Raw genomic sequence first — 22294 nt, forward strand, 5'->3', positions numbered from 1 at the left:
AGGTGCCTTTTTGTTTACTCTTCAATGGTTATGTCACTAGAACCGGGAAGTTGCGACACAAAACTGGAGCCCATGAGCTTAGAGGGTGTGTATACACCGGCTTCAGGCTTCGTATGTAGCAGGTGTTCTACAATCGCCAGAGATCCCGTTACGGTTAAGCTATAGCCATTGGCCGTTTGTACTCGTGCGGTTTTGCTTTGTCCGAGCTTGTTGCTTGCTTTACCCCATACGTATGTGGGTAATTGGTTTCTTTGCTCCTCATTCGGTCCTTTTACGGTTCTTTCAATACGGCTTTTTATGAGACTTTGTACCCAGGTTATGCCGAGAAGGGGGCGAACCCAATTCGCTCGTTTAGCGTTTTTTATCATGTTTGGCGATCCGGGAATAAAAACATCAATATTCTCAATCCCCGTGGTGTAATAGGCGGTTGAAACATCGCCCCACGGAATGGTCATAGCAAGTTTTTCGCCGTCACCAAAATCAATGTTGCGAACTTTATACGCTAGCGGAACGGTGGTGATTTTTCCGTTAAGCCGCACTTTACCGCCTTGAGCCAAACCTTCGACAGACGTTTTCGCCGTGCCCGGAGAAAAACCAGAGCGAGAGTCAAAACCGAGAGACAGGTGTGTTGCATCTGGTAGCGCAGCTTTCAATGTGGCTGCAATGCAATCCGTTGGAATAACATCAAAACCAACACCGGAGCACAATACGACACCAGCTTCCTTTGCTTGTGATTGCAGCGTTTGTGCAAACTCAAATACAGAGATCTCACCTGTAATATCGAGATAATGTGCGCCTGCTTCTAGGCACGCTTTCATCATCGGTTTTGCTGTCGAAGAAAAGGGGCCTGCGCAGTTTAATACCAGTGAGGAGCCCGAAATATGTTGGATCGCGCTGCTTTTATCCTCAAGAGAAAAAGCAAGACTTTGCAGCCCTAGTTCAGCCGCTAGGCTTTGTACTTTCTCTAAACTTCTACCTGCAAGGATTGGGTGGTGACCCCGTTTTACGGCCTCTCTCGCAATCAGCGCGCCTGTATAACCATTGGCTCCGTATATGATCCAACGATCTGGGGATGATGCCGGTGTGTTATCTTTCATCAAACAGCTCCTATCAATGCCTGCTTAAAGAGGTTTCTGGTCATTGGCTTTTTCTTGTTGAATGGTGGTCAAGCCTTGTTCGAATGTGGTGATTTTAAAATCTGGAAAACGAGTCTGAAACTTATCCGAAACAAAAAGGTTGTCAGATTCGTAGCGAGGCAAAAGCTCGGCTGCATCTCGAATGGTTTGATTAAATCGCCCAGCTAGCCACAATTGCCAGTGCTTGATGACTTTGTATTTCGGTTGAACGTTAAAAACCTTTGCTGCAACAGCGATAAACTCCCGATACGTCAGTCGACGATCATCGCAAGGCAAATGCCAAGTTTGTCCGTAAGCATCGGGCGTATTCCCAATTAGCGCCATCGCTCGGCTTGCGTCTGGCGTATAAATTAAGCTGCGTTTGGTGTCATCATGTAAAAACACTTTTGCGCTCTTTTGGTTAAGTAGATTATCTATAATGGCGGAATTAGTGATGCTTTGTGTTTTCCCCGGGCCGTAAAATTCCGGAGCACGACAGATAACGGCTTCGATTTCTCCTTTATTCATCGATTCTAGCAGCATGTCAGTAATGACCGCACGAATTCGACCTTTTTCTCCATTGGGCTGAAATGGTGCATCTTCTTGTTGAGGCGTATCCGTTTGCGGGTACATGTAGGTATTATCAAAGTAAACAAGCTTTGCTTGATGAGCTTTACATGCGGCGATGACATTACGTATCATTGTTGGCCACTGTTCCACCCACAGTTGGGTATCCATTGGTAGCCCTGCAGTAAGGTAAACGATACTAGAACCTTTTACGGCATCTGATGTTTGTTTCGCGTCGAGCAAGTCCGCTTTTACCAGTTGATCCGTCTCGTTGACTCGATGTGGATTGCGGCTCACCAATCGGATGTCGCTCGTAAAGTCTCGTTTTAGGCTTAATGCCAGCTCACGGCCAATTTGCCCACTTGCACCCAATATCGTTTGCATTCACCAATCTCCTGCTGTGTTGCTTTGATATTCATCCTAAGATTAAAGTTAGGTTTAAGGTCAACCCGCATTTTGAAGATAAATCAGATTAATTTTTATTGAATATAGAAATAAGGAGATGGCAGACCTGAGCTAAGAGCGAATGGTTTTGACAAACTCAATTTAGTGGCAGGTAGGGAACTTGCGAATCTTTAACTCAACATCAAGAGTAAAGCTTCGCTTGTTAACGTTGCTTTGCTTTGGTGACGGCTTTATTTCTATTTGAAGGGTTTTCTTTGGTCAGAATCGTTTGACCAAGCTGAGACATGACGCGTTTTGCATTCATTGCACAGTCCATGTCATCTGGCTTAGCTTCAATCTCTTTAAGTACTTCTTTTAACTTGCTTTTACTCTGCGCAATTTTTCGCTCAAGCTCGTCTAGCTCTTGGACTTTTTGCTGCAAGGTTGTCAACAACTGATGATGATCCCAGTTAGAAAGGTCGGATGGCAGTAACGCACTTAGTTCATCCAAACTGAATCCAGCTTGCTGACCCGTTGTGATCATGTCCAGAATCATTAACGCTTCTTGCGGATACTCGCGGTACCCATTGGCTTTACGGGTCACGGTTTTTAGCAGCCCGATGCGCTCGTAAAATCGAATACGCGAGGGAGCAAGGCCAGTTTTTTGCGCCAGTTCGCCAATTTTCATATCAAGCGTGTCTCATTAGGTGGATAAAATAACCTTACCATTTCTGAATATTCTCGCCAGTTTGGTGCTCGGTCGATTCGTTTCTTGCTTTCTTACCGTTACAGCTTATGCAAAATTTCCACGCATTTCTTTGTGACGTCGTCGTACTCTTTTGTCATGTAAGCGGTGGTGATGGCACCTTCTTTCATGATGCAAATGGCATCGAGTAATGATGTGTTGTCTGATTTGAGATAGCGTTGAATTAGCTCTCGAACCTGTTGTTTATGGTAGCGGCAATACGTTGCGATCTCGCCGCTGTCGTCACTGAATTCGGCGGACGTGTTGATGAAGAAACAGCCGCGAAACTCGCCCAATTTTTCCTCAAAACCATGAAACCAGCCGTTAAGTGCGGTAAACAACTGGTCGATCACGTCTGTGCTCGATTGTGCTGGTGATAGTTTCTCCTCTAGCCACGCCATGAAGATTTGGTGGCGTTGTTCTAGTGCGGCGAGGATGAGCGCTTCTTTGCTTTCAAAATGGCTGTACAGCGTGCGTTTAGCCACGCCAGATACTTTAAGGACTTCATTGATGCCAATGGAGTTGATGCCCTGTTTGTAAAACAGCGACAACGCGGTGTCGATCAATAACTGTTTCTTTTTGTTCATAACTACGTCCTCAAAAAGTTCTACAAACACATATTGACAAAGGTAGACAGGTTTGTCTATTTTAATTTGTAGACAATTCGGTCTACTTTGAGGTGTTTATGAATAATTTAATTTTATCGTTGGTCGCGGGGCTTGGTGCGACATTGGCTATTGGTGTGTTGTCTTACGCCGAGGTGTCTCTTACTGAGGTTGTACTTCTCATGGCGCCATTTGGTGCTACGGCGGTGTTGGTGTTTGGGGTGCCTAGCAGCCCTCTCGCTCAACCAAAAAATGTGATCATTGGTCACTGCATTACGGCATCTATCGGTATTGCGTTTAGCCAATATGTTGAGATCACGCCAATCACCCTCGCGATTGCGACTGGGTTAGGAGTGTCAGCAATGCTGATTACGAAGACAACGCATCCACCTGCGGGCGCAAATCCAATCTTGATCATGGCATCTGGGCAGGGGTGGAGTTTTCTGTTCACGCCCGTATTGATTGGCGCGGTGGTGATTGTGCTGGTTGGTAAGGCGTTGCAGTTGCTACAGAGTCAGTACTTAAACCCTCGTTTGAACGGTCAAAAGACCTAATTGGGTTGCAAGTAAGGCCGCATTAGGGGATGACCTCTTTTGCGGCTTTTTCTTTTCGTGGATGCTTAAAAATAAAATCTGATTCTCTCTTGGTATTCAGTCGTATACATAAAGATGCTAGTTAAATTGGTATACCACTATGAATAAAATTCACCCCAAGAAGCTATTGCACAGCAAATGGACGGCGACGTCACCTAAAAATAAAGAGAAGCACTTTGTCGTAACTGAAATGGAACTGGATGAAGACGGCAATGTTGTGAAATGTGTCATTGAGGCGGTTATGAGTAAACGTGAGCAAGAGATGAACTGGCAAGAGCTGAAAGACCCAGAGCTATGGCGGCAGGGCTGGAAGTAATGCACTTTGTTGAATTTTTTCCTAGGTTTGAAATCGAAAGATGGTACTTAGCTGATAGGCAACGGTTTGTGTATCTGCTACGTTGAGTTTGTTCGCTATCAACTAAAAAGGAATGACTATGATCGATTTCGACAATTCATCAGTGTTTAAGCTTAAGCCCATTGAGGTATCAAAAGTTAGGGAAGATTTTCACAAGTTTCTTATTGATGGCGAGTGGGTATTTGCGGGCTTTAAAACGGTTCGCGACCAAGTGGTGTTTACCAACAAGCGAGTGATTGCGGCGAATGTGCAAGGGAAGACGGGCTCAAAAGTGGATTATACGTCGCTGCCTTATAGCAAGATCAATGCATTTTCTATCGAGACGTCTGGTACTTTTGACTTAGATTGTGAAATTGAGTTCTTCATGAGTGAGGTGGGAAGAGTTCGTTTTGAAATTAAAGGCTCGTTTGATCTGATTTCTTTCAACCGTATGGTTAGTGAGTATGTACTAGCTTAAGGGAATAGAAATGAGAGCTTCATTGAGAGACAAAATAATAGAGGTCTGTGACAAAAAGATCGCAAGCAAAGGTGAGCAGGTTGGGCTCTCATTTTATGCGTTTTTCGCCAACAAAAATGATGATCCAGAACGGTTGATGGAGGCGGCTACGTGGTGGATTCAGACCCATCGGCTCGACCACTTCGAAAAAGCAGTAAAAATCAAATCAATGGTGGAGTCAGGTATCTAAATTAAAAAAAAGAAATAAAGAAAGCAGACAAATGCCAACAACGTCGCGGATAAAACAGGGTAGATAATATAAGAGTCCTGTTTATTGGTTCTTTGAAAGCACAGAGAAACGAGTAAGACGTTGTAGACGACGAGCAGCATACTGATCATGGTCCCACTGTTAAGCGTTAAACTGGACAGCTGAGTTAAGAAAAACGCCAATAAAAGGTAGTCGAAGACAATTAACCATAAAAAGGCTTTCTTCAACAGATCGCGTTTTTTGTTTTCGGAAGGTGTTATGTGCATATAGAACTCAACTAAAAAGTCACAGTAACAGAGGTTTCAGTTAGAAAGGTCACCATCAGGCGAGGTGACCTTTTGAGGTTATAATTCTTGAATATTTACTTCGTTGGTGGCCGTATCACCCGAGTAATTGATGACTTCTTGTCGAATGACTGGTTGGTTAAATTCGGCTTTATCTTTCGCTTTTTGCAGTTCACTTTCTTGGTGGTTACCAAAAAGAGTTTCGAGTACTTTGGCTGCTGGCGTCGTTAAAATGAACAGCTCGATACGGCGGTTTTCGCTTGAATCTGGTTCATCAGGGTTAAGCAGTGCTCTATCCGACATGCCTGTGACCTGCATGACTCGATCATCCGGCATGCCACCTTCAACCAGCGTATTTCTTGCGACATCAGCTCGAGATGCAGATAGCGCCCAGTTTGATTGACGACCAAAGCGTTTTTTAAATGGAATCGCATCCGTATGTCCGCTGATGATCAGTGGGTTGTTCACACGCTGAAATACAGGCGCAAGTGCAAGTAATAAGTCTTCGAAGAAAGGGGTCAGCTCTGCGCCACCACGACTGAACATATGCTGTTTGTAATCATCTTGAAGGACGATTCGTAGGCCTTGTGGGGTCACGGTGACGTTGACATTTCCTTGTGCGTTAATCTGAGCGGTCATTCGTTCAATGACTTTCGCCAACGCTGCAAGTTGCTCCTGAGTATCGAAGTTACCAGGAATCAACGAGTCGATTTCTGGCCCATCGCCGTCACCTCGAAAGTATGAGCTTACCACGTGGTTGGAATTGTGTTTACTTGGCACAGAAGAGTCCTGTGCCAAGTCAATAGGAGAGATACTTTGTGAAGTATCAAATGGATTACCGTAACTCTTGTCGAATACGCTTGAGCTATGTAAGTGGGCGACAATTGCTTTACGCTCTTCTTTGTCTACCACCTGCATAACCCAAAGCACAAGAAACAGCGCCATTAGGGCGATCATGAAGTCAGCAAACGCGACTTTCCACGCGCCGCCATGAGGTTCATCATGGCTGTGTGCTTTGGCACGTTTGAACACTACATGCTCTTGTTTTTGCATTATCCCTCCTGTTCAGCTAACCACTTCTCCATTTGGTTGAATGTTGGTTTGATGTCTAGCTGAATATGTTTACGACCAGCGTCAATGGCGAGCAATGTCGGCTTCTTCGCTACGTAGGCAACCAAGGTTGCGCGTACGCATTCAAAAGCAGTCATATTACGTTTTACTCGCTGAGCCATGGCGTTACTTAGTGGGTCTAAACCACAGTAACAACCGAAAATACCAATGAATGTACCTACGAGAGCTGCTGCAACGTGATAACCAATCATAGCGATTGAGCCATCAATGGCCTGCATGGTGATAATGATGCCACCAACTGCTGCAAGAATACCGAAGCCAGGTAGTGCTTCTGCTGTACGCTGTAGTGAGCGTGAAGGCAAAAGCATTTCGTTTTGGATAGCTTCAATTTCTTGCTCTAGCAGTCCCTCTAATTCATGAGGCGACATTTGTCCCATTGCCATTAAACGTAAATTATCAGTAATGAAAGAAATTAGGCGATGATCCTCAGCAATCGTCGGGTAAGCGAGAAACATAGAGCTCTGTTCTGGCGACTCAATGTGAGAGTCGAGAAACTTATAACCACGGTTGCGCGCTGTCTCAAGCAAGTTATTGAGTAGCGCCATTAATTCCATGTAGTACTCATGCTCTTCTGTCGGGCCTTTGATGGTCGCAGGCACTTGGCGACGCATTTCTTTCAGTACGTGAGGTGGGTTACCGATGATCAAAGAACCAGCAGCAGCGCCAATGATGATAAGGAATTCGGCTGGTTGCCAGATAGCGCCTAAGTTACCGCCGGCCCACATGTATCCACCGAAGACGCACACCAGGATAGTGAGGACTCCAAAAAACTTTTGCATCTTGTGACTCCTAAGAGGACATTAATTGGTTGAGTTGTTTCAGCGCTTGTTTGTGAAGCTGACATATACGAGGTGGTGTCAGATCCAATACCAGAGCTATTTCGTGTAAGTTGAGTTCGTGTTGATAGAACAGAGTAAGCAGCAATTGATCACGCTTCGGCAATTTGCCTAAAGCGCTATCTAAACTGCGACGAATATGTTCATGTTCCATGCCATCATATTGCCCGCCAATATAACTATCACCACTGCTTTCCATCAGTTGGTCAAGGCTTTGCATCTCTCCCGCAAGGGCGGCATTTTGGCGGTTGTAATAGTCCTGCTCATTCGTCCCCAAGGCTTGGATGATTTCTGCATCCGTAGGCATCCGACCTAAAGATCGTGTGAGATCTCGAGTCACGTCGTTGAGTTCGTGAGCCTGTTGGCGAGTTTTACGTGAGCGCCAATCTAACCGGCGTAATTCGTCTAAAATTGCACCTCGAACGCGACACACGGCAAAGGCAGGGAAATGAGGATCGTCAACATCGCCGTATCGGCGTCCAGCTTCAACTAGAGCGATAAGGCCAATTTGCTGCATATCTTCAATACTACAGTGAGAAGTGGCATGAACACGTAGCTGGTTAACGACGCGTTTCACCATAACTTGATGACGTTGCAGCAGTGCATTTTCGTCAATTGGGCGTGATGGCGTCGTCACTTCCTCTTCTGTGGTATAGGTGTCTTGTATATTCATGTCTAACATGGTTGTGCTCCGTTATTGCACAACATATTTAGTCAACAAAACATCGTCGATTTCGCGAACGATGTCTGTCTTAGCAAAAGCCAGTAAAAGCGTTTGTTTTACTTCGTTTTGCAGAATATCGATGGCACCCGCTTGCTGTAACTCATCAAATGTTTTGTCGCTAAACAATTTTAATAATGAGTTTTGTACCATTGGCATGTACTCATCAATGTCTTTGATGCGCTCAGGACGGCGTGTTTCAATTGCTAGTTCTAGCATGACAAAGTGAGTCTGTTTTTTACCTTTCACGGTCAAAACGACTTTGTCTAAAGGATGGAAGCTAGGACCTTTGCTTGTCGGTTCTTCTGTGACTAAAAATGACAATGGAGAATCATCGATCAAGGAACCAGAGTCAGGTGACTCTTGAGCGTGTTTGTTTAAGTACCAGATTCCGCCCATAATCGTGGCGGCCGAAACGAGGGCGCTGGTGATGATCATGGCGATAAACAGGGCGATCATTTGTTGTTTGGTCATAACCTTTTTCCTCGAGGATTAACTAGGCTTGAGTGTTCAGCCAGTGTTCTGAATAGTTTGTTGTTGTAGTTTGGAATGCACCAGATTCTCGTGCTGCGAAAATAGTGGCGTCTTCTTCATTTGTATGTTGGTCATTGCGACTCTGGCTTTGATCAGAGCCCACGTTGACATCGACATGGACGAAGTTCTGCTCTTGCAGTTCTGTGCGTAGACGCTCAGACACTTGCATTAAAGCTTCCCGTGTTGCGGCTGCATTGGCATTGATGTGCACGCTTAGTCGGTCGCCTTCAACACGTACAAGTAAATCCAGCTTACCTAAATCCGGTGGGTCGAGGCGGATTTTGGCTTCTTGTACATTTTGTTGCGCTTGAAGAGTCACACGGTCATGCAGAACTTGCATCATTTGCTCTCCCCATTTCCCAGCACTGGTGTCAACGCGCACAGCCGCCCACTCAGAGCCTTGAGTTTGAATATGACTCGTGGCAACGGCGGTGTTCGGGGCTTGTGGCGTTGGTGTTTGTCCTTGGAGTGGTGAGGCCGTTGGTTGCCCTTGAGCTGGTTGACTCAATAGGGTCTGAAAGTCGGCACTGGAGATTGATAGACGCGAGTTCGATGACATCGGTTGGCTTTGTTGCACCTCTTGTTGCTTTGGAGAGGTGTTTAGAAAGGCGTTATTTGAGTCTTGTATTGTAGACTTAACATCGTTAGCTACCGATAAAGGCGGAGTTTTTCCGAACTGACCCGACTGCTTTTCTGCCATAGTGAGCATACGCTGGGTTAGAGCCTGAGCTTGCATAGCAAGATCAGGTGATTCTGTTGAACCCAGTGTACTTGTCAGGTGAGCATCTGCTTCAGAAGCCGAGTGTTCGTCAGTATCCAAACCATGAGCATGCGCCTTTTCTTCGCTGTCCAAAGCTGGAGCGGTAAGATGAAAACTCGGCACGGTTGAAGCTGAGGCGAAACCTTGGCCGTCATACTGGCTATGCTCCGACATAGGGTTATGAGAAAAACCGTGTACAGCTCTTGCTTGTTTTATGTTGCCTTCATGGCCAGGTGATGCATTGCCGGATATTTGAGTTGAAGGAGATACGATCATTGAGTTAGCTCCATGGTCATCGCTAATTGATAGGCCATAGCGCGCTCTTGATGGTCATTGACCATGTTCATCTCTTTTTCTAACTCGTTCTTCGACTTTTCTAATCTAGCGAATGCATCAGCATGAACGGTTTTGGCACGTTGAATTTCAGGTGCAAGCTTAGGATCCTTCAAAAAAGGTTTGTGACTGATCAATAGCTCTCGCAACTGCAAGTCATAGCGCTTAAGCGCATGCCAATCTGCTGTTTTTGTAGCGAATTGGATGAGCTGAGATAAATGACGAAATCGCTCTGGCGACACTTTATGCTTGTTGTCCAAAATTCATCCAACCTTCACGAATATTACCCATTACACGCTCGACATTAACCAAGCGATTCGCATCGTTCTGCACGCTGGCGTAATAAAGCTCAACTTGGCAGAAGTCATACAGCTGGCGTAAATTTTCAGCAATTTCGCCACCATTCTCATCATCTAGAGCGCTTGTGAGCCCAATTAAGATGTTCATACATTTGTTGATTCCGTTACCTTTCTCCGCCAAGCGATTCGCAGCCAAATGGCCACGAATACGTTCAACTTCATCAAGTAAGCCATCGATCAACATAATGACTAATTGGTGTGGGTTTGCTGCTGCCGCTTGCGCGTTGAGGTCTACTTGCTGGTACGAGTCATAGCCAGAGTCCATAAGCATGAGTTTTTTCTCCTAAAGGCTTAGCCAAACATCGACATGGTTTGGTTCATTTGGGTCATTAACGCGCTCATTTGTGTGAACTGTTTGATGTAGCGTTTGTACGACATATCGTATTTACGCTCTAATGTAGATTGTTTATCTTCTATGCGATCCAAGTTAGCTTGAAGCGCATTTTTACGGGATTTGAATGCGCCTGATGAAAACTTCAGAAATGGATCAATCATCGCGTCCATTGAGTCAAGTAAGGCATCGTCGCCATTAAACATTGCTTCCAAGCCCACGCTGTTATTCTTTTGAACTTCGGCGAATTTTTCGTGGTCGACTTTCATTTTCCCATCACGATCCAAGCTCACACCGATTTCACTCAGACGCATACCACCGTGTTCCCCTCGAACCAAATTAGTTAATTGGCTCTCAATGGAGCGAAGTGTTGGATCACTTGCTAACACTCCACGTTTTTTGTCTTCACTACCTATTTGGGTGTGCTGGTTCATTGCGCCAATAAGAGTGTTATATGCGTCAACAAACTTATCCAATTGCTCTTTAGTTGCTTCGCTGTCAGAGCCTATATCAAGGCCAACAGGTGTTTCACCAGAAGCTTGAGCTTTGGTTAGAGTAATATCTACACCGTCGATTACACCTTCAAATGTATTGCTTGCGTTCGTCAGTTTGAGACCAGAGTCTTTAGCTCCCAACCACATTACAGCATCTTGCGGGGCGCTAATTTGGTTTAGATTTGTGAATGCATCTTCAAACCAGGCTTGGCCAGTACCAGACGCCGATACGTTGATTTGGTTAGCAACACCAGTTTCAGTGCTTGATAACATAAAGTGAGTTTGACCATTTGAGCGAACTAAGGTGGCGTTTACTCCAGGGTTATCGCTGTTGTTGTTGATTGCTTTTGCTAAGTCACTGACTGTTGCTGTGCCATCACCGTCTGAATCAACAGTCGATAGATCTAGCGTCATTGTTTCGCCATTGATCGTGAACTCGAGAGAGCCAGTTGTTGGGACTTCAGTTGTTGCTTCTAGATCAGCAGGCATCCCTGTAGAGACTTGATGAGACGTGGCAACTTGCTCAACAAAAATTTGGTAGTTGCCTGTGAGGGCCTTAGCATCTGCACTGGCTGTAAAGTAACCTTCCTGAGATAGGGTTGCACTGTTCTTAATGATGGTGTTTGTGCTGCTGTTCATTTCGTTTAACGAATTACGAAAGTCTCGTAATGCCGTTTCAACTTTACCTAGAGCGGAAAGTTGCGCTTGATATTTGCTGGCTTGTAGCTGATAGCGCTGTTGAAACGGTTGAACGTCAAAAGTGGCAAATTTAGTAGCCATTGTAATTGGATCTAATGAACTCATGAGGTTACTCCCTCTCTCATATATACGGCTTAAATAGCTTATCTGCTATGCCTTGGTTTAACAGTTCATCGCAAGATGTGTGCCGTATATAAATAGCTATATATAACAATGCTTTGCGATGTATTATTTCATAGAGAGGAAGCTGTGGTTCCACCTTTTGTGTTCCGCTTTCCTCTAGAAAACAAGTAGCGTTTTCCTATAAGACAAGGCGACTCAAGACTCGTAAATGTTTAATAGAATTTCTAAGTGGAGTTGAAAGGGAGGAAGGGACTCAGAATAGATATTTCGGTGTTTACTTCTAATGAATTAAGATAATTCTTACATCGTATTTATATGCTTCCTGTTATCTTTTCATCAAATTGGAGTATCGGAAAGAAAAACAACAATTATGAACGAATTTGCCTTACGACTAATGAAGTGTGCTCGCGAATATGAGCGCTTTATTCACGCTAAATTACTTAGCAAGCAGAGTCTTAATTCTGACGAGTTGGCAAGTATCCAAAAAGAGGCCATATCAAAATTTCCTGAGTTAAAACGCTATCAGTTCGATAATAGTCCTGAGCCAGTGGAACTAGAGTTATTTAACAAAGTGTTAAGGAATATTATGCTGAAAGTAGGTTTTAGATTGCCAGACTCTCATTGGGATAATAATAGTTCTATTTACATCAGGCGATAAAAAAGCCTCAATGATGAGGCTTTCTAGAGCTAATAGCGTTCACTCAACGCTTTTATGTTAGGCGCAATTTCATACCTTAGAATATCTGCAAGTGCAGTGAAGTCATGAACTTCTCGGGCGGTATTTATTCGCGAAAGTATTTCGAGAACAGACGTGCGCTCTGACTGAACGGTGAATAATTTTGTTAGGAGATTTAGACATCTCCCTAACATTAAGTCGCCTGTCAAGTGGTCACCGTATGAGTAAACCTCTGAAGTTTTAATAAAAGTGTCATAAACAGAGTTAATCTCGGTTGCCATATAGTTCCTCCACATTGAAATATTCAGCACCAATAATTTTTGCACCAATACGGCTCTAATTGTAAAACTTGGTCTGTGGTGATGCTGCTATTAGGTTCTCAACACCGCTTCCAAACATGCGGTAGGCTGGTGAGGTTTTGATCATCTCACCATAACCATTCTCTACTCGTGCTGTCATCGTCGCGTTCGGGTCGTCTGGTCTGTTTTCGCGTCCTGAATGGATGATATCTCCAGGGAAACCAAAATCGCATCCGATTAGTGATACTTGGGTAGCACCTTGTAAAAGGGTGAAGTGGATTAGAGGATGGATTACCGAACCAAACGAGTAAGGGCGATATTTAACCGGTAGTTTGCTTGCAAATCTGTCGTATGTGAAGTCACCCAAGTGTAAGTAATACTTCTCGCCATGCCAGTTTTGGAAAATACGGCTAGGCATATGGCTACCAAACACCAAAATAGTATTTTTGGCGATCTCATATGGAATATGTTCGTCACCTAAATTTAAATCTACAGCAAATACGACATCTGGTTTGATGTTATTTTCAATTAAGCACTTGCATGCAGTTGATGCAGCAATAAGCTTGGGACGATTTGGTCGGTTATAGACTGTTTTTAACTCTTCAATATGATGCTGGAGTGATGGGCCAGCACCAATACAAATAGCGTCGTCTACTTGATACATAAGATAATGATCAGAAGAGTTTAGGCGTTTTAAAAGAGGTTCGTTTTCTTTCTCTCTTGTGAGCAGTTCTTCATCGCTATGTCTATAGCTAGCGTTTGCATAGCCGATCAAAACACGGTTTTCTAAGCGGAAATAAAGCCATTGATGAGTATGACGCGAAATGGCTCTGTCGGCATTGAGAATGATACAATCATCCCAAGTAAGGCTCGCGAGTTTTCTACCTATATCGCTTTGGTCTTCTGAGACGATGATCAACGAAACACGAGGATCGGATATCCATTGTTGTGGAACGAGAGAAAGCACCAATTTTGCTAACGGTAGGTTATAAAGATAAACACGAATTGATCGAGCATTTTTATCTTGTGTTAACAGGGATGGGACATTGCCCATACCGATGCCCCAAATATGATAATCGTCGCTAGACGTTAGGCTTCGGTACTGGAAGGCTTCTTCGACCGGGTCATAAGCACTGCTAAGTTGAACTCCGTTGACTTTTAGGGTCATCGCTGCTTTTTCAACTACTTCAAAGTGTAAGTCGCTAAAGTCTGCACTGTCTAAGGCTTTTGCTACGTCAGGCCAACGAGAGCGAATGATATCAATATGTTGAGAATAAACTGGTGTCATAATATTCAGATAGTAAAAAACCCCACCGGATGGGTGGGGTTATAAGCTTCAATGATTAGCGTAGTAGAGACATTGCCATGCCAGGAAGCTGGTTAGTCTTAGAAAGAACTGTTGTACCTGCTTGCATAAGCATTTGGTTCTTAGTCATGTTTGAAGACTCTGTAGCGAAGTCTGCATCAGTGATACGGCCTTTTGCTGCAGAAGTGTTTTCAGTCATGTTACCAAGGTTAGTCATTGTGTGCTCTAGACGGTTGATGTTAGCACCAAACTGAGCACGTGCTGTACCTAGATCTGCTAGCATACCGCCAGAGCTTGAAAGGTTTGCAAGAGCTGTAGAAGCTGCAGCAGCAGTGCTGATGCTTGTCAGGCCTGCAATTGCTGTCGAGATCTCGTTTAGCTGTGTTTTTGCATTTACAGCTAGTTTCTCTGCACCAGTCGCACCAATTTGGTAAGTAACGCTGCTTGCACCAAAACCGCCGCCTTCAGCTAGAAGTTTTTGACCACCAAATGAAGTGTTTTCCATGATGTTGCCTAGCTCAGATGCTAGCTGTTTGAACTCTGCATCCAAAGCTGCACGGTCTTCTTGACTGTTTGAGCCGTTCAAAGATTGTGTTGCTAGGTCGTTCATGCGGTATGTGATGTTTGTCATCTCATCCATTGCACCTTCAGCAGTCTGCATCATAGAGATGCCGTCCTGTGCGTTACGCATCGCTACATTCATACCACGAGTCTGAGCTTCCAGACGAGTTGCAATTTGTAGACCCGCAGCGTCGTCTGCTGCTGAGTTGATGCGGTAACCCGTGCTTAGACGCTCCATCGCAGTGTTTAGAAGACCGCTTGTGTTGTTCAGAGTGTTTTGAGTTACAAGCGATGCGTAGTTAGTGTGCATTGATAAAGCCATCTTAGTCTCCTTAGTTAGTCACTATATCTTTCAGGCCTCGGGATATTCCCTAGTCACTAACTAGAGGCGGTCGGTCAGCTTTAATGATTAATTTGAAAATTAAAAAATTCCTAAAAAAGATCAAAATTGATGATTTTTAGTGACTTGTATTCCATGAAAATACAGATATAACATCAAATAACCTGAATAAGCCTGACTTAATCAGGGAAGCAGTCATCTATCAATATTGTCGTTCTTCGTTATAAATAAAAAAACAGCGCGAATAATTCGCGCTGTTTTATAAAGATTAATAGTTAGGATTCTGTCATTCCTCACCAAAAGATTGAAAAGAGAGGGAGGTCGGGATGTCACTGAAATAACCAAAGTAATAATTGGCCCCTAACAAGCGATAGCGGTTTAGCTCTGTTTGGCTCGCTACCCGCCCGGCTACCCAAGGGTATTTGTGCTTTCTTAAGAACTTAGCAATCGGTAGGAAAGCATGTCTTTCTTCTTTATCCTCTAATGTGACTGATAGTTTGATCATATCGGGACTAAAGTCAGCGACTCGTTCGAAGTTCACTTGTGATGTCGCGACTTCAAACCAAAGTGAGTAGGCGTTTTCTCTTAACTTCTCAATCAGCGCTGAGACTTTATCATAGGCGCATAGCGTTTTGTCTGCTTGAAGAGAAGGAATCACATGTTGAAAAGCGCAAGAGTGAAACTGAATCATCTGTTCGAGAAAGTATATGCCTGGTTCCCATAGTAATGCGTCAATTCTTATCGGCACGACGACGTTACTGATTAAGTCGGGGTGAAAGGCTTCTAGCTGAAACTGTGTTTGTCGCAATGCGAGATAAAGGCTGAACAAATCTAGGCAGTACTGCATTTGTTCAGAGAGTTCGAATTGATAGACGCTTTGTTCGCCACGCGTGCCAAATCTCAACGTCAGGTGTTGGAATTCTACCTCTCCTGATTGAGTCTCGCGAATGGCTTGGCACGCGTGTTGAATGTCATTGTGCTTTAAAGCATCAAATACTAATTGATCGTCATCCGTGACGATATGTTGTACTGCGAGACCAACCAAATGTTCGTACATCGCATGTGTTGAAATAAGATTAACCAAGGTTTCCTACCACATTGATTTGTTTGTTTTCTGGAATTTCGTTGTAAGACAATACTGCCAGTCCTTGCGTAAATGTGCGTGCGTAACGAGCCAGAAGTGGACGTAACTGAGGCATAACGAGAAGAATCGGAGGTAATCCCTGTTGTTTGAGCTGTTGTCTTATCAGTGGCAAGTTTTGTTGGAACTGACCAAGAATATTTGGCTCAATTGGGAAGCTGTCTAACATTACTGTACCAGAAGATTGTGCTTGTTGTAGCGAAGTCAGTAGCATTTGTTCTAGTTCATCAGAGAGAGCATAGACATTTAATTCGTTTTTCTGTCCCGCAATCAGGTTTACGAGCGTGCGTTTTAGTGCGCAACGCACATCAGATGCCAGTAAAATCGGGTCTTTAGTGTTTTCTGCGGATTCCAACATCGTGTTAGCAATCGTGCGAATATCTTTTAGTGGCACTTGGTCTAGTAACAACTGGCGATATACTTTGAGTTGCTGCGCAGGGTTAAGTGCCGCGGCTAGGGCTTCGGCTAACTTCGGTGCTTGCTGTGTCAAACGTTGCGTCATGGCTTCAACATCGTCGTGCGTAAACAACTCAGCAAGGTTTGTTTTCATTATCTTGCTAATATGAGTCGCGATGACCGTGCCATCATCGACCACTTGATAACCCATGTTCAGCGCTTTCGCTTTGTCTTGATGTTCAATCCACACTGCTGGTAATTGGTAAGCAGGATCACTGCCCAAAATACCATCTACTTCACCGTACGTTTCGCCGACTGCAATCGCCATCAAACGTTCTGGCTCGATAAAGCCTTGTTCGATCACTTCGCCATTGAGAGAAATTGTATACTGATTCGGCTTAAGGCTTAGGTTGTCTCGAATACGCACCTCTGGTAATAAAAAGCCGACTTGTTCAGATAGGTTACGGCGCACACCGCGAATACGCTGTGATAAAGGTGCACCTTGTTCTTTGTTGACTAGGTGAACGAGACGGTAACCCAGGGAAAGCGACAACGTTTGAACATGAGGAATATCTTCCCACGTAAGTGGTGTATCGTCCTCTTGCATGGCTTGTGAAAGTGCTTCGACCTCCTCGATTTGGGAGTCTAGCACGGGCTTTTTCGTTTGACGCCAACCCGCGAAAGCTAAAGCACCCGCGAAAGCAAAAAAGGCCAAATGTGGCATGCCTGGTACCATGCCTATCACAGCCATGATGCCTGCGACGGTAAACAGTGTCGCCGGGGTTGCCAGCAATTGTTTTTGCATGGTTTCCGACATGCCATTATCGCTATCATTAATTCGCGTAACGATAATCGCTGCAGCCGTTGCCAATAGAAGTGACGGAATTTGAGCTACTAAGCCATCACCGATTGTAAGTAGTGCGTAGGTTTTAAAGGCGTCAGATGCTGCGAGTCCATGCTCAAAGACGCCGATGCTGATACCACCAATGATGTTGATAAACAGAATCAGCAAACCAGCGATAGCATCGCCTCGCACAAACTTTGAGGCACCGTCCATCGAGCCGTGGAAATCGGCTTCGTTAGCGACTTCTTTACGACGCAATCGAGCGGTTTCCTGATCGATAAGACCGGCATTTAAGTCGGCATCAATCGCCATCTGTTTGCCCGGTAAGGCATCCAAAGTAAAGCGCGCTGACACCTCAGAGATACGTTCGCCACCTTTGGTAATTACGACGAAGTTGATGATCATCAAGATAACAAACACCATCATACCAACGACGTAGTTACCGCCAATAACGACTTCACCGAACGCTTGGATGACTTTACCTGCCGCATCCCCCCCATTATGTCCTTCTAGGAGTACGATTCGTGTGGAAGCGACGTTTAGTGTAAGACGTAATAATGTCGCGACTAACAAAATCGTTGGAAAAACTGAGAAGTCTAATGGTCGCTTTGCGGTAGTGCTGACCAGCAATACTAGGATTGCTAAGACTATATTGAAGGTAAATAACGCATCCAATAGCAGGGGAGGCAAAGGTAAAATCACCATTGCCAAAATCATTAGCAAGACAATTGGAATGCCAATGTAGCCTTTGGTTGATGTTTGAAGTTGTTTTAACCGGTTAAGCATACTTTCGTGTCCTTGGATAAACGCGGGTTAATCAGTGCTGCAAATGCTTTGGAATCGAAAAATGAGGCAAAGGAGTTGGCTCTTTTCCTTCACCTTTACGGAAGGCTTTCAATTGCAAAACGTAAGTAAGAATATGTGCCACGGCAATGTACAGTTGGCTTGGGATTGCTTGTTCAATCGCCGTGGTGTGATAGATCGAACGAGTCAACGGTGGTGAGTTGATGAGCTCCACCTTGTTTTCTCGGGCGATTCGTTGAATGTGCATGGCTGTTTCGTCTACGCCTTTTGCAACCACAAATGGAGCATCAGAAAGTGAAGGTTCGTACTTCAGAGCGACAGCGTAGTGAGTTGGGTTAGTGATGATTACGTCAGCCGTTGGTACCATCTTATCGATTTTACGGCGTGCAAACTGCTGTTGAATTTGACGGATTCGCTGCTTTACTTCAGGGCGGCCTTCGTTGTTCTTGAATTCCTCCTTCAGCTCTTGTTTGGTCATACGCAGCTCTTTTAGGTGCTCCCAACGTTGGTAGGGAATGTCTACAACACCAAATAACAACAACGCAAACCCCATCAACAATAAGCCTTCAAAGAGAATAGACATCACGAGGGAAAAGCCTTGGCTTAAAGGTAAGTTTTGCATACCTAGCAGAGGCTGTAAGTGGTTGTCTAAATAGCCATATAAGATGCCGAAAATAACGGCTACTTTGAATGTGGACTTTAAGAGCTCAACCACTGAGCGTGTCGAAAAAATGCGCTTTATCCCACTTAAAGGATTAATTTTGCTCAGCTTTGGCATAACGTTCGCCGGACGGAACATCCAACCGCCTAGTACAAGGCTGCTACCACAGGTCACGATAATAATGACGGTAAACAACGGCAATAGCATGTCGATGATGACCGCTAAACTTTGTCCCAATTGCTCGACAAGCTGTTTCGGGTTTTCTAAGTCGGCTCGCGTCAGCATCATGTTGTAGCGAAAAATACCTGACATACTTTCCCAAATGCTATTGAGCTGAGAGTAAAAGTAGAGCGCCACCGCTAGAAATATCACCGCAGTAGTAAACTCTTTAGCACGAGGAATTTGTCCTTCCTGGCGCGCTTTTTTTACTTTCTGCGGCGAGGCTTTTTCAGTTTTGTCCTGAGACGATTGATCGCTCATGCGCCCCCCAACATAAAGTTACTCAAGTGTCTGATGGTGTCGTGCACAAGCGCGGTGTAGCGACCCGGCACACCAGATACTGAAATTAATACGCTGAACAGGCCAAGAAGCATCGTCATTGGAAAACCTAATGCATACACGTTGAGTGAGGGGGCGGCGCGATTCATCACACCAAAACTGATGTTGGCTAAGAGCATTGAAACAATAGCAGGCAACGCTAGTGCTAAAGCTGAGGCAAACATCCAACCGAAAATATTTACAACGCCTTGCAGAGAAAGCGATGTGATGCCAGAACCGACCGGCCACACGACAAAACTTTGAATCACGATATCAATGACGAGCAAGTGTCCTTCTAGCGCGAGAAATAACAAGGTTGAAAATATAAGAAATATACGGCCCAAAATGGCGACAGAAAGTCCGTTGATAGGATCATTCATCATTGCCATACCCAATCCCATTTGCAGAGAAACGACCTGACCAAGCATGGTGAAAACGTTAAAGAGCATGTGCAAAATTAGCCCAAACATCACGCCCCAAATCGCTTGCTCAAAAGCAAGGAATAGAGACGTCATGGAGAATAATTCGACTTGTGGCATTGGTGGCATCAATGGTGCGGTAATCACGACGATCGAAAGTGCCAGTAAGGTACGGATCCAAACGGGAATGATTGCATCACCAAAGAAGGGCATCGAAATAAATACAGCTCCCACACGAAAAAACGGCCACCAGAGTTGACCGAGTATCGCTGAGAGCTCTGCAAATGTGATGGCCATTAGCCAATCATCCCCGGTATGTTGTGGAATAAGAAATCAAACAGTTCCATGATTTTTCGGAGCATCCAATGACCCGCAAAAATCACCATCAATAGCGTAACGAGCAAACGTGGTAAAAAGCTGAGTGTTTGCTCGTTGATTTGTGTGGCGGCCTGGAAAACGGCGATACACAAACCGACAATTAGGCCAGGAACAACCAGTACCGCAACCATCAGAATGATCAGCCATACTGCATCGGAAAATAACGTTACGGTTAGTTCAGGGGTCATAGCATGCTCCTATTTAACCGAAACTGGCAGATAATGTGCCAACCGTCATTGCCCAGCCATCCACGAGTACAAACACCACCAGTTTAAAAGGGAGTGAAACAATCAAAGGCGATAGCATCATCATACCCATTGCCATGAGCACACTGGCGACAACCAAGTCGATAACCAAGAAGGGGATGAAGAGCATAAAGCCAATTTGAAAGGCGGTTTTTAGTTCACTGATGACAAACGCAGGCAAGACAACCGCAAAAGAAATATCTTCAACGTTTTGGTCGAGTGGTTCATTGGCAATACGCAGCATTTGCTCAAGAGAGCTTTGATGAGTTTGTGCCAGCATGAACTCTCTCACGGGTTTCTCTGCTACAGAGAACGCTTGTATTAGCGTGATTTCACCATTGTCATATGGTTGAAATGCATTTTCATGAATATCGCTCCAAACAGGTCGCATGATCAGCAAGGTCAATGCCAAAGCAATCCCAACCAATACGCGGTTAGGAGGACTTTGTTGAAGACCAAGGGCTTGGCGCAAAATCGCGAGGACGACGATAATCCGAGTAAAGCTCGTTGCCATCAGAATGAATGCTGGAAGAAAACTGAGCGCCGTCATCAACAACAGAATTTGCAATTTAACGCTGTATTCTTGCTGTGTGTCGCCATCAGAAACGGACAAGATAGTTAAGCCGTTGTCTGCCGCCATGGTTGGGAAAGCAAACAAAAGTGACACCAGTACCAAAAGAGGTAACCAACGGTGCCAAGCGCTCAGATTTTTCATTGTGATGCCTACCTAAGATTATTGACCAACGCCACTCAATGCAGAGTCATGTACATCGATCAGACGAAGTCCGTACTTATCATTAACGACGACGACTTCAGCGTGACCCATTAGAGAGCCGTTTACCTTTACGTCTAAAGGCTCACCATTGAGCTTTTCAAGTTCGATAACCGTGCCTTCTCCGGCTTTCATTAAGTCCCCAAGTGGGATTTCTTTGCTTGCAACTTCCAGCGTGACAGTGACGGGAATACTTTTGAAAAAGCTAAGATCACGTTCCGCAGTTGCTGGTTCTTGTTGGAGCGTACTTTCAGCTTCAAAGTCTTCTAATTGAAAGTCGTCAAAGTTCAATTCTTCTGCGTCGAATGCATTCGTTTCTGGCGCTTCGCTCATCGCTGCGGTTCCTTATCAGGGTTAAAGATCAAAACAAGTTGGCCGTCTTGCTCAGCAATACGACCTGTAAATAAAGATTGGTTACCAATGCTGACTGGAACCGTATTAAGAAGCTCAATTGGTAAAATATCGTTAGGTTGTAAGCCAACAACGTCGCTCAACGGCATCTTCTTTTTACTTAAAACAACATTCAGTCGAACAGGCGTTGCCTCTAAAGAGCGACAGAATGGTTGGTACAAATCCGTATCGGGCTGCAGTTCAAGCTGCTCGATCAGTGTTTGAATAAGGTGGCTATCTAGTTTGAGATGAATTGAGCCTTGGTGATCGTCAAACGCGATGTTTAATTGCACGTTAATTCCAATCCCTCGGGGCGCTTCGTACTCACCCATTTCCCACATCTCACCTGGTGCAAGCCAACCAATAATGATACGACTGATTCGCTCTTGTAAGCGGAGATCACTTGCTGTCAGTGTTGTTGCTGAACGCTCAGTGCTGGCGCCATAGAACCGATCTGCCAGTTTTATTAACGTGTGAGAATCTCCATGAACAAATACCATTCCGCCTTCTTGGTGTTGATAGGTTGACGTTTGGTCTTTATCCATTTTTATCGGTGTAAAGCGATGCAAGTCTACAGAGGTTAAGCTAGCTTCCACTTTACTCGTACTGAGCCAATTTTGTAATTCAATCGTAAGGCTGGAACAAGACTCTGAAATCAAGCCTTCAAGCTTTTCACGAATGATATGAATAGGTTTGCCTAATAATTCTACATCAAGTAGTTGAATATCAGAAATAGGCTCGCTAACTCTATTTTCCATTTATATTTTACCGTGCGTTAACAATCGAAACTGTTTTAACTTAATGGCGTGTAGTCTACACAGAAATTTTAATGATCTTTTAGTTTCAAACTCT

28 protein-coding genes are annotated in these 22294 nt (G+C 44.6%); 5 read left to right on the top strand and 23 right to left on the bottom strand.

The genetic code is table 11. The features are described from left to right. Positions 1-14: 14 nt before the first annotated feature. The 4 genes from NL643_RS18000 to NL643_RS18015 form a co-directional block, all read right to left on the bottom strand. Entirely contained in the window at positions 15-1097 is a 1083-nt protein-coding gene (locus NL643_RS18000) for a trans-acting enoyl reductase family protein (RefSeq protein ID WP_253644918.1), read from the bottom strand. A gap of 24 nt (positions 1098-1121) precedes the next feature. Then, positions 1122-2066, bottom strand: a complete 945-nt coding sequence (locus tag NL643_RS18005; RefSeq protein ID WP_253644919.1) for an SDR family oxidoreductase — start codon at positions 2064-2066, stop codon at positions 1122-1124. A gap of 223 nt (positions 2067-2289) precedes the next feature. Further along, complete coding sequence (locus tag NL643_RS18010) at positions 2290-2754, bottom strand: MerR family DNA-binding transcriptional regulator (protein WP_253644920.1); 465 nt, start codon at positions 2752-2754, stop codon at positions 2290-2292. 98 nt (positions 2755-2852) lie between these two features. Then, entirely contained in the window at positions 2853-3398 is a 546-nt protein-coding gene (locus NL643_RS18015; RefSeq protein ID WP_253644921.1) for a TetR/AcrR family transcriptional regulator, read from the bottom strand. Between the two features lie 98 nt (positions 3399-3496). Here NL643_RS18015 and NL643_RS18020 point away from each other — a divergent pair, with 98 nt between their 5' ends. The 4 genes from NL643_RS18020 to NL643_RS18035 all read left to right on the top strand — a co-directional run bounded on the left by NL643_RS18020 (position 3497) and on the right by NL643_RS18035 (position 5050). Next, the gene (locus NL643_RS18020; RefSeq protein WP_005396586.1) at positions 3497-3970 is read left to right on the top strand and encodes an HPP family protein; all 474 of its coding nucleotides are present in this window, start codon (positions 3497-3499) and stop codon (positions 3968-3970) included. Between the two features lie 139 nt (positions 3971-4109). Beyond that, positions 4110-4325: a TIGR02450 family Trp-rich protein gene (locus tag NL643_RS18025; RefSeq protein WP_046875742.1), complete on the top strand. Its 216-nt coding sequence runs from the start codon at positions 4110-4112 to the stop codon at positions 4323-4325. Positions 4326-4443: 118 nt separating this feature from the next. Beyond that, positions 4444-4821 carry a PH domain-containing protein gene (locus NL643_RS18030; RefSeq protein ID WP_253644922.1) on the top strand — a complete coding sequence of 126 codons (378 nt, stop codon included), beginning with the start codon at positions 4444-4446 and terminating at the stop codon, positions 4819-4821. 10 nt (positions 4822-4831) lie between these two features. Next, positions 4832-5050, top strand: coding sequence for a DUF6500 family protein (locus tag NL643_RS18035; RefSeq protein ID WP_109169235.1), 219 nt, complete (start codon positions 4832-4834; stop codon positions 5048-5050). Here the strand turns inward: NL643_RS18035 and NL643_RS18040 are convergent. From NL643_RS18040 to fliD, 9 genes are all read right to left on the bottom strand, one after another. Next, on the bottom strand, positions 5047-5334 hold the full coding sequence (locus NL643_RS18040; RefSeq protein ID WP_031780567.1) for a hypothetical protein: 288 nt from the start codon (positions 5332-5334) through the stop codon (positions 5047-5049). The two genes, NL643_RS18035 and NL643_RS18040, sit on opposite strands and share 4 nt — an antisense overlap. A gap of 78 nt (positions 5335-5412) precedes the next feature. Further along, positions 5413-6405 (bottom strand): flagellar motor protein MotB, encoded by a 993-nt coding sequence (locus NL643_RS18045; RefSeq protein WP_047009612.1) that lies wholly within the window; start codon positions 6403-6405, stop codon positions 5413-5415. Further along, entirely contained in the window at positions 6405-7262 is an 858-nt protein-coding gene (gene motA / locus NL643_RS18050) for a flagellar motor stator protein MotA (RefSeq protein WP_005396580.1), read from the bottom strand. The genes NL643_RS18045 and motA overlap by 1 nt, the downstream gene beginning before the upstream one ends. 10 nt (positions 7263-7272) lie before the next feature. Further along, positions 7273-8001, bottom strand: a complete 729-nt coding sequence (locus NL643_RS18055) for a FliA/WhiG family RNA polymerase sigma factor (protein WP_005396579.1) — start codon at positions 7999-8001, stop codon at positions 7273-7275. A gap of 12 nt (positions 8002-8013) precedes the next feature. Beyond that, positions 8014-8514, bottom strand: a complete 501-nt coding sequence (gene fliL, locus NL643_RS18060; protein ID WP_005398533.1) for a flagellar basal body-associated protein FliL — start codon at positions 8512-8514, stop codon at positions 8014-8016. Between the two features lie 22 nt (positions 8515-8536). After that, positions 8537-9610 carry a flagellar hook-length control protein FliK gene (locus NL643_RS18065; RefSeq protein WP_053808277.1) on the bottom strand — a complete coding sequence of 358 codons (1074 nt, stop codon included), beginning with the start codon at positions 9608-9610 and terminating at the stop codon, positions 8537-8539. Beyond that, the gene (locus tag NL643_RS18070; protein WP_005398525.1) at positions 9607-9927 is read right to left on the bottom strand and encodes a hypothetical protein; all 321 of its coding nucleotides are present in this window, start codon (positions 9925-9927) and stop codon (positions 9607-9609) included. The genes NL643_RS18065 and NL643_RS18070 overlap by 4 nt, the downstream gene beginning before the upstream one ends. Continuing rightward, positions 9911-10297, bottom strand: coding sequence for a flagellar export chaperone FliS (fliS, locus tag NL643_RS18075; RefSeq protein WP_005398523.1), 387 nt, complete (start codon positions 10295-10297; stop codon positions 9911-9913). The genes NL643_RS18070 and fliS overlap by 17 nt, the downstream gene beginning before the upstream one ends. A gap of 20 nt (positions 10298-10317) precedes the next feature. Beyond that, positions 10318-11655: a flagellar filament capping protein FliD gene (fliD, locus tag NL643_RS18080; RefSeq protein WP_253644923.1), complete on the bottom strand. Its 1338-nt coding sequence runs from the start codon at positions 11653-11655 to the stop codon at positions 10318-10320. A 388-nt stretch (positions 11656-12043) separates the two neighbouring features. Between fliD and NL643_RS18085 the strand changes: the two genes are divergently transcribed. Continuing rightward, positions 12044-12331, top strand: a complete 288-nt coding sequence (locus NL643_RS18085; protein ID WP_041853112.1) for a hypothetical protein — start codon at positions 12044-12046, stop codon at positions 12329-12331. Between the two features lie 354 nt (positions 12332-12685). On the opposite strand, the gene NL643_RS18090 is transcribed toward NL643_RS18085, so the two are convergent. The 10 genes from NL643_RS18090 to NL643_RS18135 form a co-directional block, all read right to left on the bottom strand. Beyond that, positions 12686-13936, bottom strand: a complete 1251-nt coding sequence (locus tag NL643_RS18090) for a 6-hydroxymethylpterin diphosphokinase MptE-like protein (RefSeq protein ID WP_253644924.1) — start codon at positions 13934-13936, stop codon at positions 12686-12688. A gap of 55 nt (positions 13937-13991) precedes the next feature. Then, the gene (lafA, locus tag NL643_RS18095; RefSeq protein WP_054866831.1) at positions 13992-14837 is read right to left on the bottom strand and encodes a lateral flagellin LafA; all 846 of its coding nucleotides are present in this window, start codon (positions 14835-14837) and stop codon (positions 13992-13994) included. Positions 14838-15141: 304 nt separating this feature from the next. Then, entirely contained in the window at positions 15142-15912 is a 771-nt protein-coding gene (locus NL643_RS18100) for an EAL domain-containing protein (RefSeq protein WP_047009608.1), read from the bottom strand. 19 nt (positions 15913-15931) lie between these two features. Next, the gene (gene flhA / locus NL643_RS18105; protein ID WP_253644925.1) at positions 15932-18022 is read right to left on the bottom strand and encodes a flagellar biosynthesis protein FlhA; all 2091 of its coding nucleotides are present in this window, start codon (positions 18020-18022) and stop codon (positions 15932-15934) included. 31 nt (positions 18023-18053) lie between these two features. After that, positions 18054-19181: a flagellar biosynthesis protein FlhB gene (flhB, locus tag NL643_RS18110; RefSeq protein ID WP_253644926.1), complete on the bottom strand. Its 1128-nt coding sequence runs from the start codon at positions 19179-19181 to the stop codon at positions 18054-18056. Further along, positions 19178-19954 (bottom strand): flagellar biosynthetic protein FliR, encoded by a 777-nt coding sequence (gene fliR / locus NL643_RS18115; protein WP_006741982.1) that lies wholly within the window; start codon positions 19952-19954, stop codon positions 19178-19180. Before fliR ends, flhB begins: the two co-directional genes overlap by 4 nt. After that, entirely contained in the window at positions 19954-20223 is a 270-nt protein-coding gene (fliQ, locus tag NL643_RS18120; RefSeq protein WP_005375036.1) for a flagellar biosynthesis protein FliQ, read from the bottom strand. Before fliQ ends, fliR begins: the two co-directional genes overlap by 1 nt. A gap of 13 nt (positions 20224-20236) precedes the next feature. Next, entirely contained in the window at positions 20237-20995 is a 759-nt protein-coding gene (gene fliP / locus NL643_RS18125) for a flagellar type III secretion system pore protein FliP (RefSeq protein WP_005398045.1), read from the bottom strand. Positions 20996-21013: 18 nt separating this feature from the next. Beyond that, the gene (fliN, locus tag NL643_RS18130; RefSeq protein ID WP_005398044.1) at positions 21014-21385 is read right to left on the bottom strand and encodes a flagellar motor switch protein FliN; all 372 of its coding nucleotides are present in this window, start codon (positions 21383-21385) and stop codon (positions 21014-21016) included. Beyond that, positions 21382-22200, bottom strand: coding sequence for a FliM/FliN family flagellar motor switch protein (locus NL643_RS18135; protein WP_074190374.1), 819 nt, complete (start codon positions 22198-22200; stop codon positions 21382-21384). The genes fliN and NL643_RS18135 overlap by 4 nt, the downstream gene beginning before the upstream one ends. Between the last annotated feature and the right edge of the window lie 94 nt (positions 22201-22294).

It is taken from the genome of Vibrio sp. Y42_MX_L11, from assembly GCF_024181785.1.
Lineage (GTDB): Bacteria > Pseudomonadota > Gammaproteobacteria > Enterobacterales > Vibrionaceae > Vibrio > Vibrio diabolicus.

Bases quoted from the DNA above. Each gene is read 5' to 3' on its own strand.
- NL643_RS18090 (WP_253644924.1), bottom strand. From the start codon at position 13,936: ATGACACCAGTTTATTCTCAACATATTGATATCATTCGCTCTCGTTGG.
- NL643_RS18020 (WP_005396586.1), top strand. From the start codon at position 3,497: ATGAATAATTTAATTTTATCGTTGGTCGCGGGGCTTGGTGCGACATTG.
- NL643_RS18005 (WP_253644919.1), bottom strand. From the start codon at position 2,066: ATGCAAACGATATTGGGTGCAAGTGGGCAAATTGGCCGTGAGCTGGCA.
- NL643_RS18085 (WP_041853112.1), top strand. From the start codon at position 12,044: ATGAACGAATTTGCCTTACGACTAATGAAGTGTGCTCGCGAATATGAG.
- flhB (WP_253644926.1), bottom strand. From the start codon at position 19,181: ATGAGCGATCAATCGTCTCAGGACAAAACTGAAAAAGCCTCGCCGCAG.
- NL643_RS18040 (WP_031780567.1), bottom strand. From the start codon at position 5,334: ATGCACATAACACCTTCCGAAAACAAAAAACGCGATCTGTTGAAGAAA.
- fliQ (WP_005375036.1), bottom strand. From the start codon at position 20,223: ATGACCCCTGAACTAACCGTAACGTTATTTTCCGATGCAGTATGGCTG.
- NL643_RS18045 (WP_047009612.1), bottom strand. From the start codon at position 6,405: ATGCAAAAACAAGAGCATGTAGTGTTCAAACGTGCCAAAGCACACAGC.
- fliD (WP_253644923.1), bottom strand. From the start codon at position 11,655: ATGAGTTCATTAGATCCAATTACAATGGCTACTAAATTTGCCACTTTT.
- NL643_RS18135 (WP_074190374.1), bottom strand. From the start codon at position 22,200: ATGGAAAATAGAGTTAGCGAGCCTATTTCTGATATTCAACTACTTGAT.
- fliR (WP_006741982.1), bottom strand. From the start codon at position 19,954: ATGGCCATCACATTTGCAGAGCTCTCAGCGATACTCGGTCAACTCTGG.
- NL643_RS18030 (WP_253644922.1), top strand. From the start codon at position 4,444: ATGATCGATTTCGACAATTCATCAGTGTTTAAGCTTAAGCCCATTGAG.
- NL643_RS18035 (WP_109169235.1), top strand. From the start codon at position 4,832: ATGAGAGCTTCATTGAGAGACAAAATAATAGAGGTCTGTGACAAAAAG.
- NL643_RS18015 (WP_253644921.1), bottom strand. From the start codon at position 3,398: ATGAACAAAAAGAAACAGTTATTGATCGACACCGCGTTGTCGCTGTTT.
- fliL (WP_005398533.1), bottom strand. From the start codon at position 8,514: ATGACCAAACAACAAATGATCGCCCTGTTTATCGCCATGATCATCACC.
- motA (WP_005396580.1), bottom strand. From the start codon at position 7,262: ATGCAAAAGTTTTTTGGAGTCCTCACTATCCTGGTGTGCGTCTTCGGT.
- flhA (WP_253644925.1), bottom strand. From the start codon at position 18,022: ATGCTTAACCGGTTAAAACAACTTCAAACATCAACCAAAGGCTACATT.
- NL643_RS18010 (WP_253644920.1), bottom strand. From the start codon at position 2,754: ATGAAAATTGGCGAACTGGCGCAAAAAACTGGCCTTGCTCCCTCGCGT.
- NL643_RS18055 (WP_005396579.1), bottom strand. From the start codon at position 8,001: ATGTTAGACATGAATATACAAGACACCTATACCACAGAAGAGGAAGTG.
- NL643_RS18000 (WP_253644918.1), bottom strand. From the start codon at position 1,097: ATGAAAGATAACACACCGGCATCATCCCCAGATCGTTGGATCATATAC.
- fliP (WP_005398045.1), bottom strand. From the start codon at position 20,995: ATGAAAAATCTGAGCGCTTGGCACCGTTGGTTACCTCTTTTGGTACTG.
- NL643_RS18100 (WP_047009608.1), bottom strand. From the start codon at position 15,912: ATGTACGAACATTTGGTTGGTCTCGCAGTACAACATATCGTCACGGAT.
- lafA (WP_054866831.1), bottom strand. From the start codon at position 14,837: ATGGCTTTATCAATGCACACTAACTACGCATCGCTTGTAACTCAAAAC.
- fliN (WP_005398044.1), bottom strand. From the start codon at position 21,385: ATGAGCGAAGCGCCAGAAACGAATGCATTCGACGCAGAAGAATTGAAC.
- fliS (WP_005398523.1), bottom strand. From the start codon at position 10,297: ATGCTTATGGACTCTGGCTATGACTCGTACCAGCAAGTAGACCTCAAC.
- NL643_RS18025 (WP_046875742.1), top strand. From the start codon at position 4,110: ATGAATAAAATTCACCCCAAGAAGCTATTGCACAGCAAATGGACGGCG.
- NL643_RS18065 (WP_053808277.1), bottom strand. From the start codon at position 9,610: ATGATCGTATCTCCTTCAACTCAAATATCCGGCAATGCATCACCTGGC.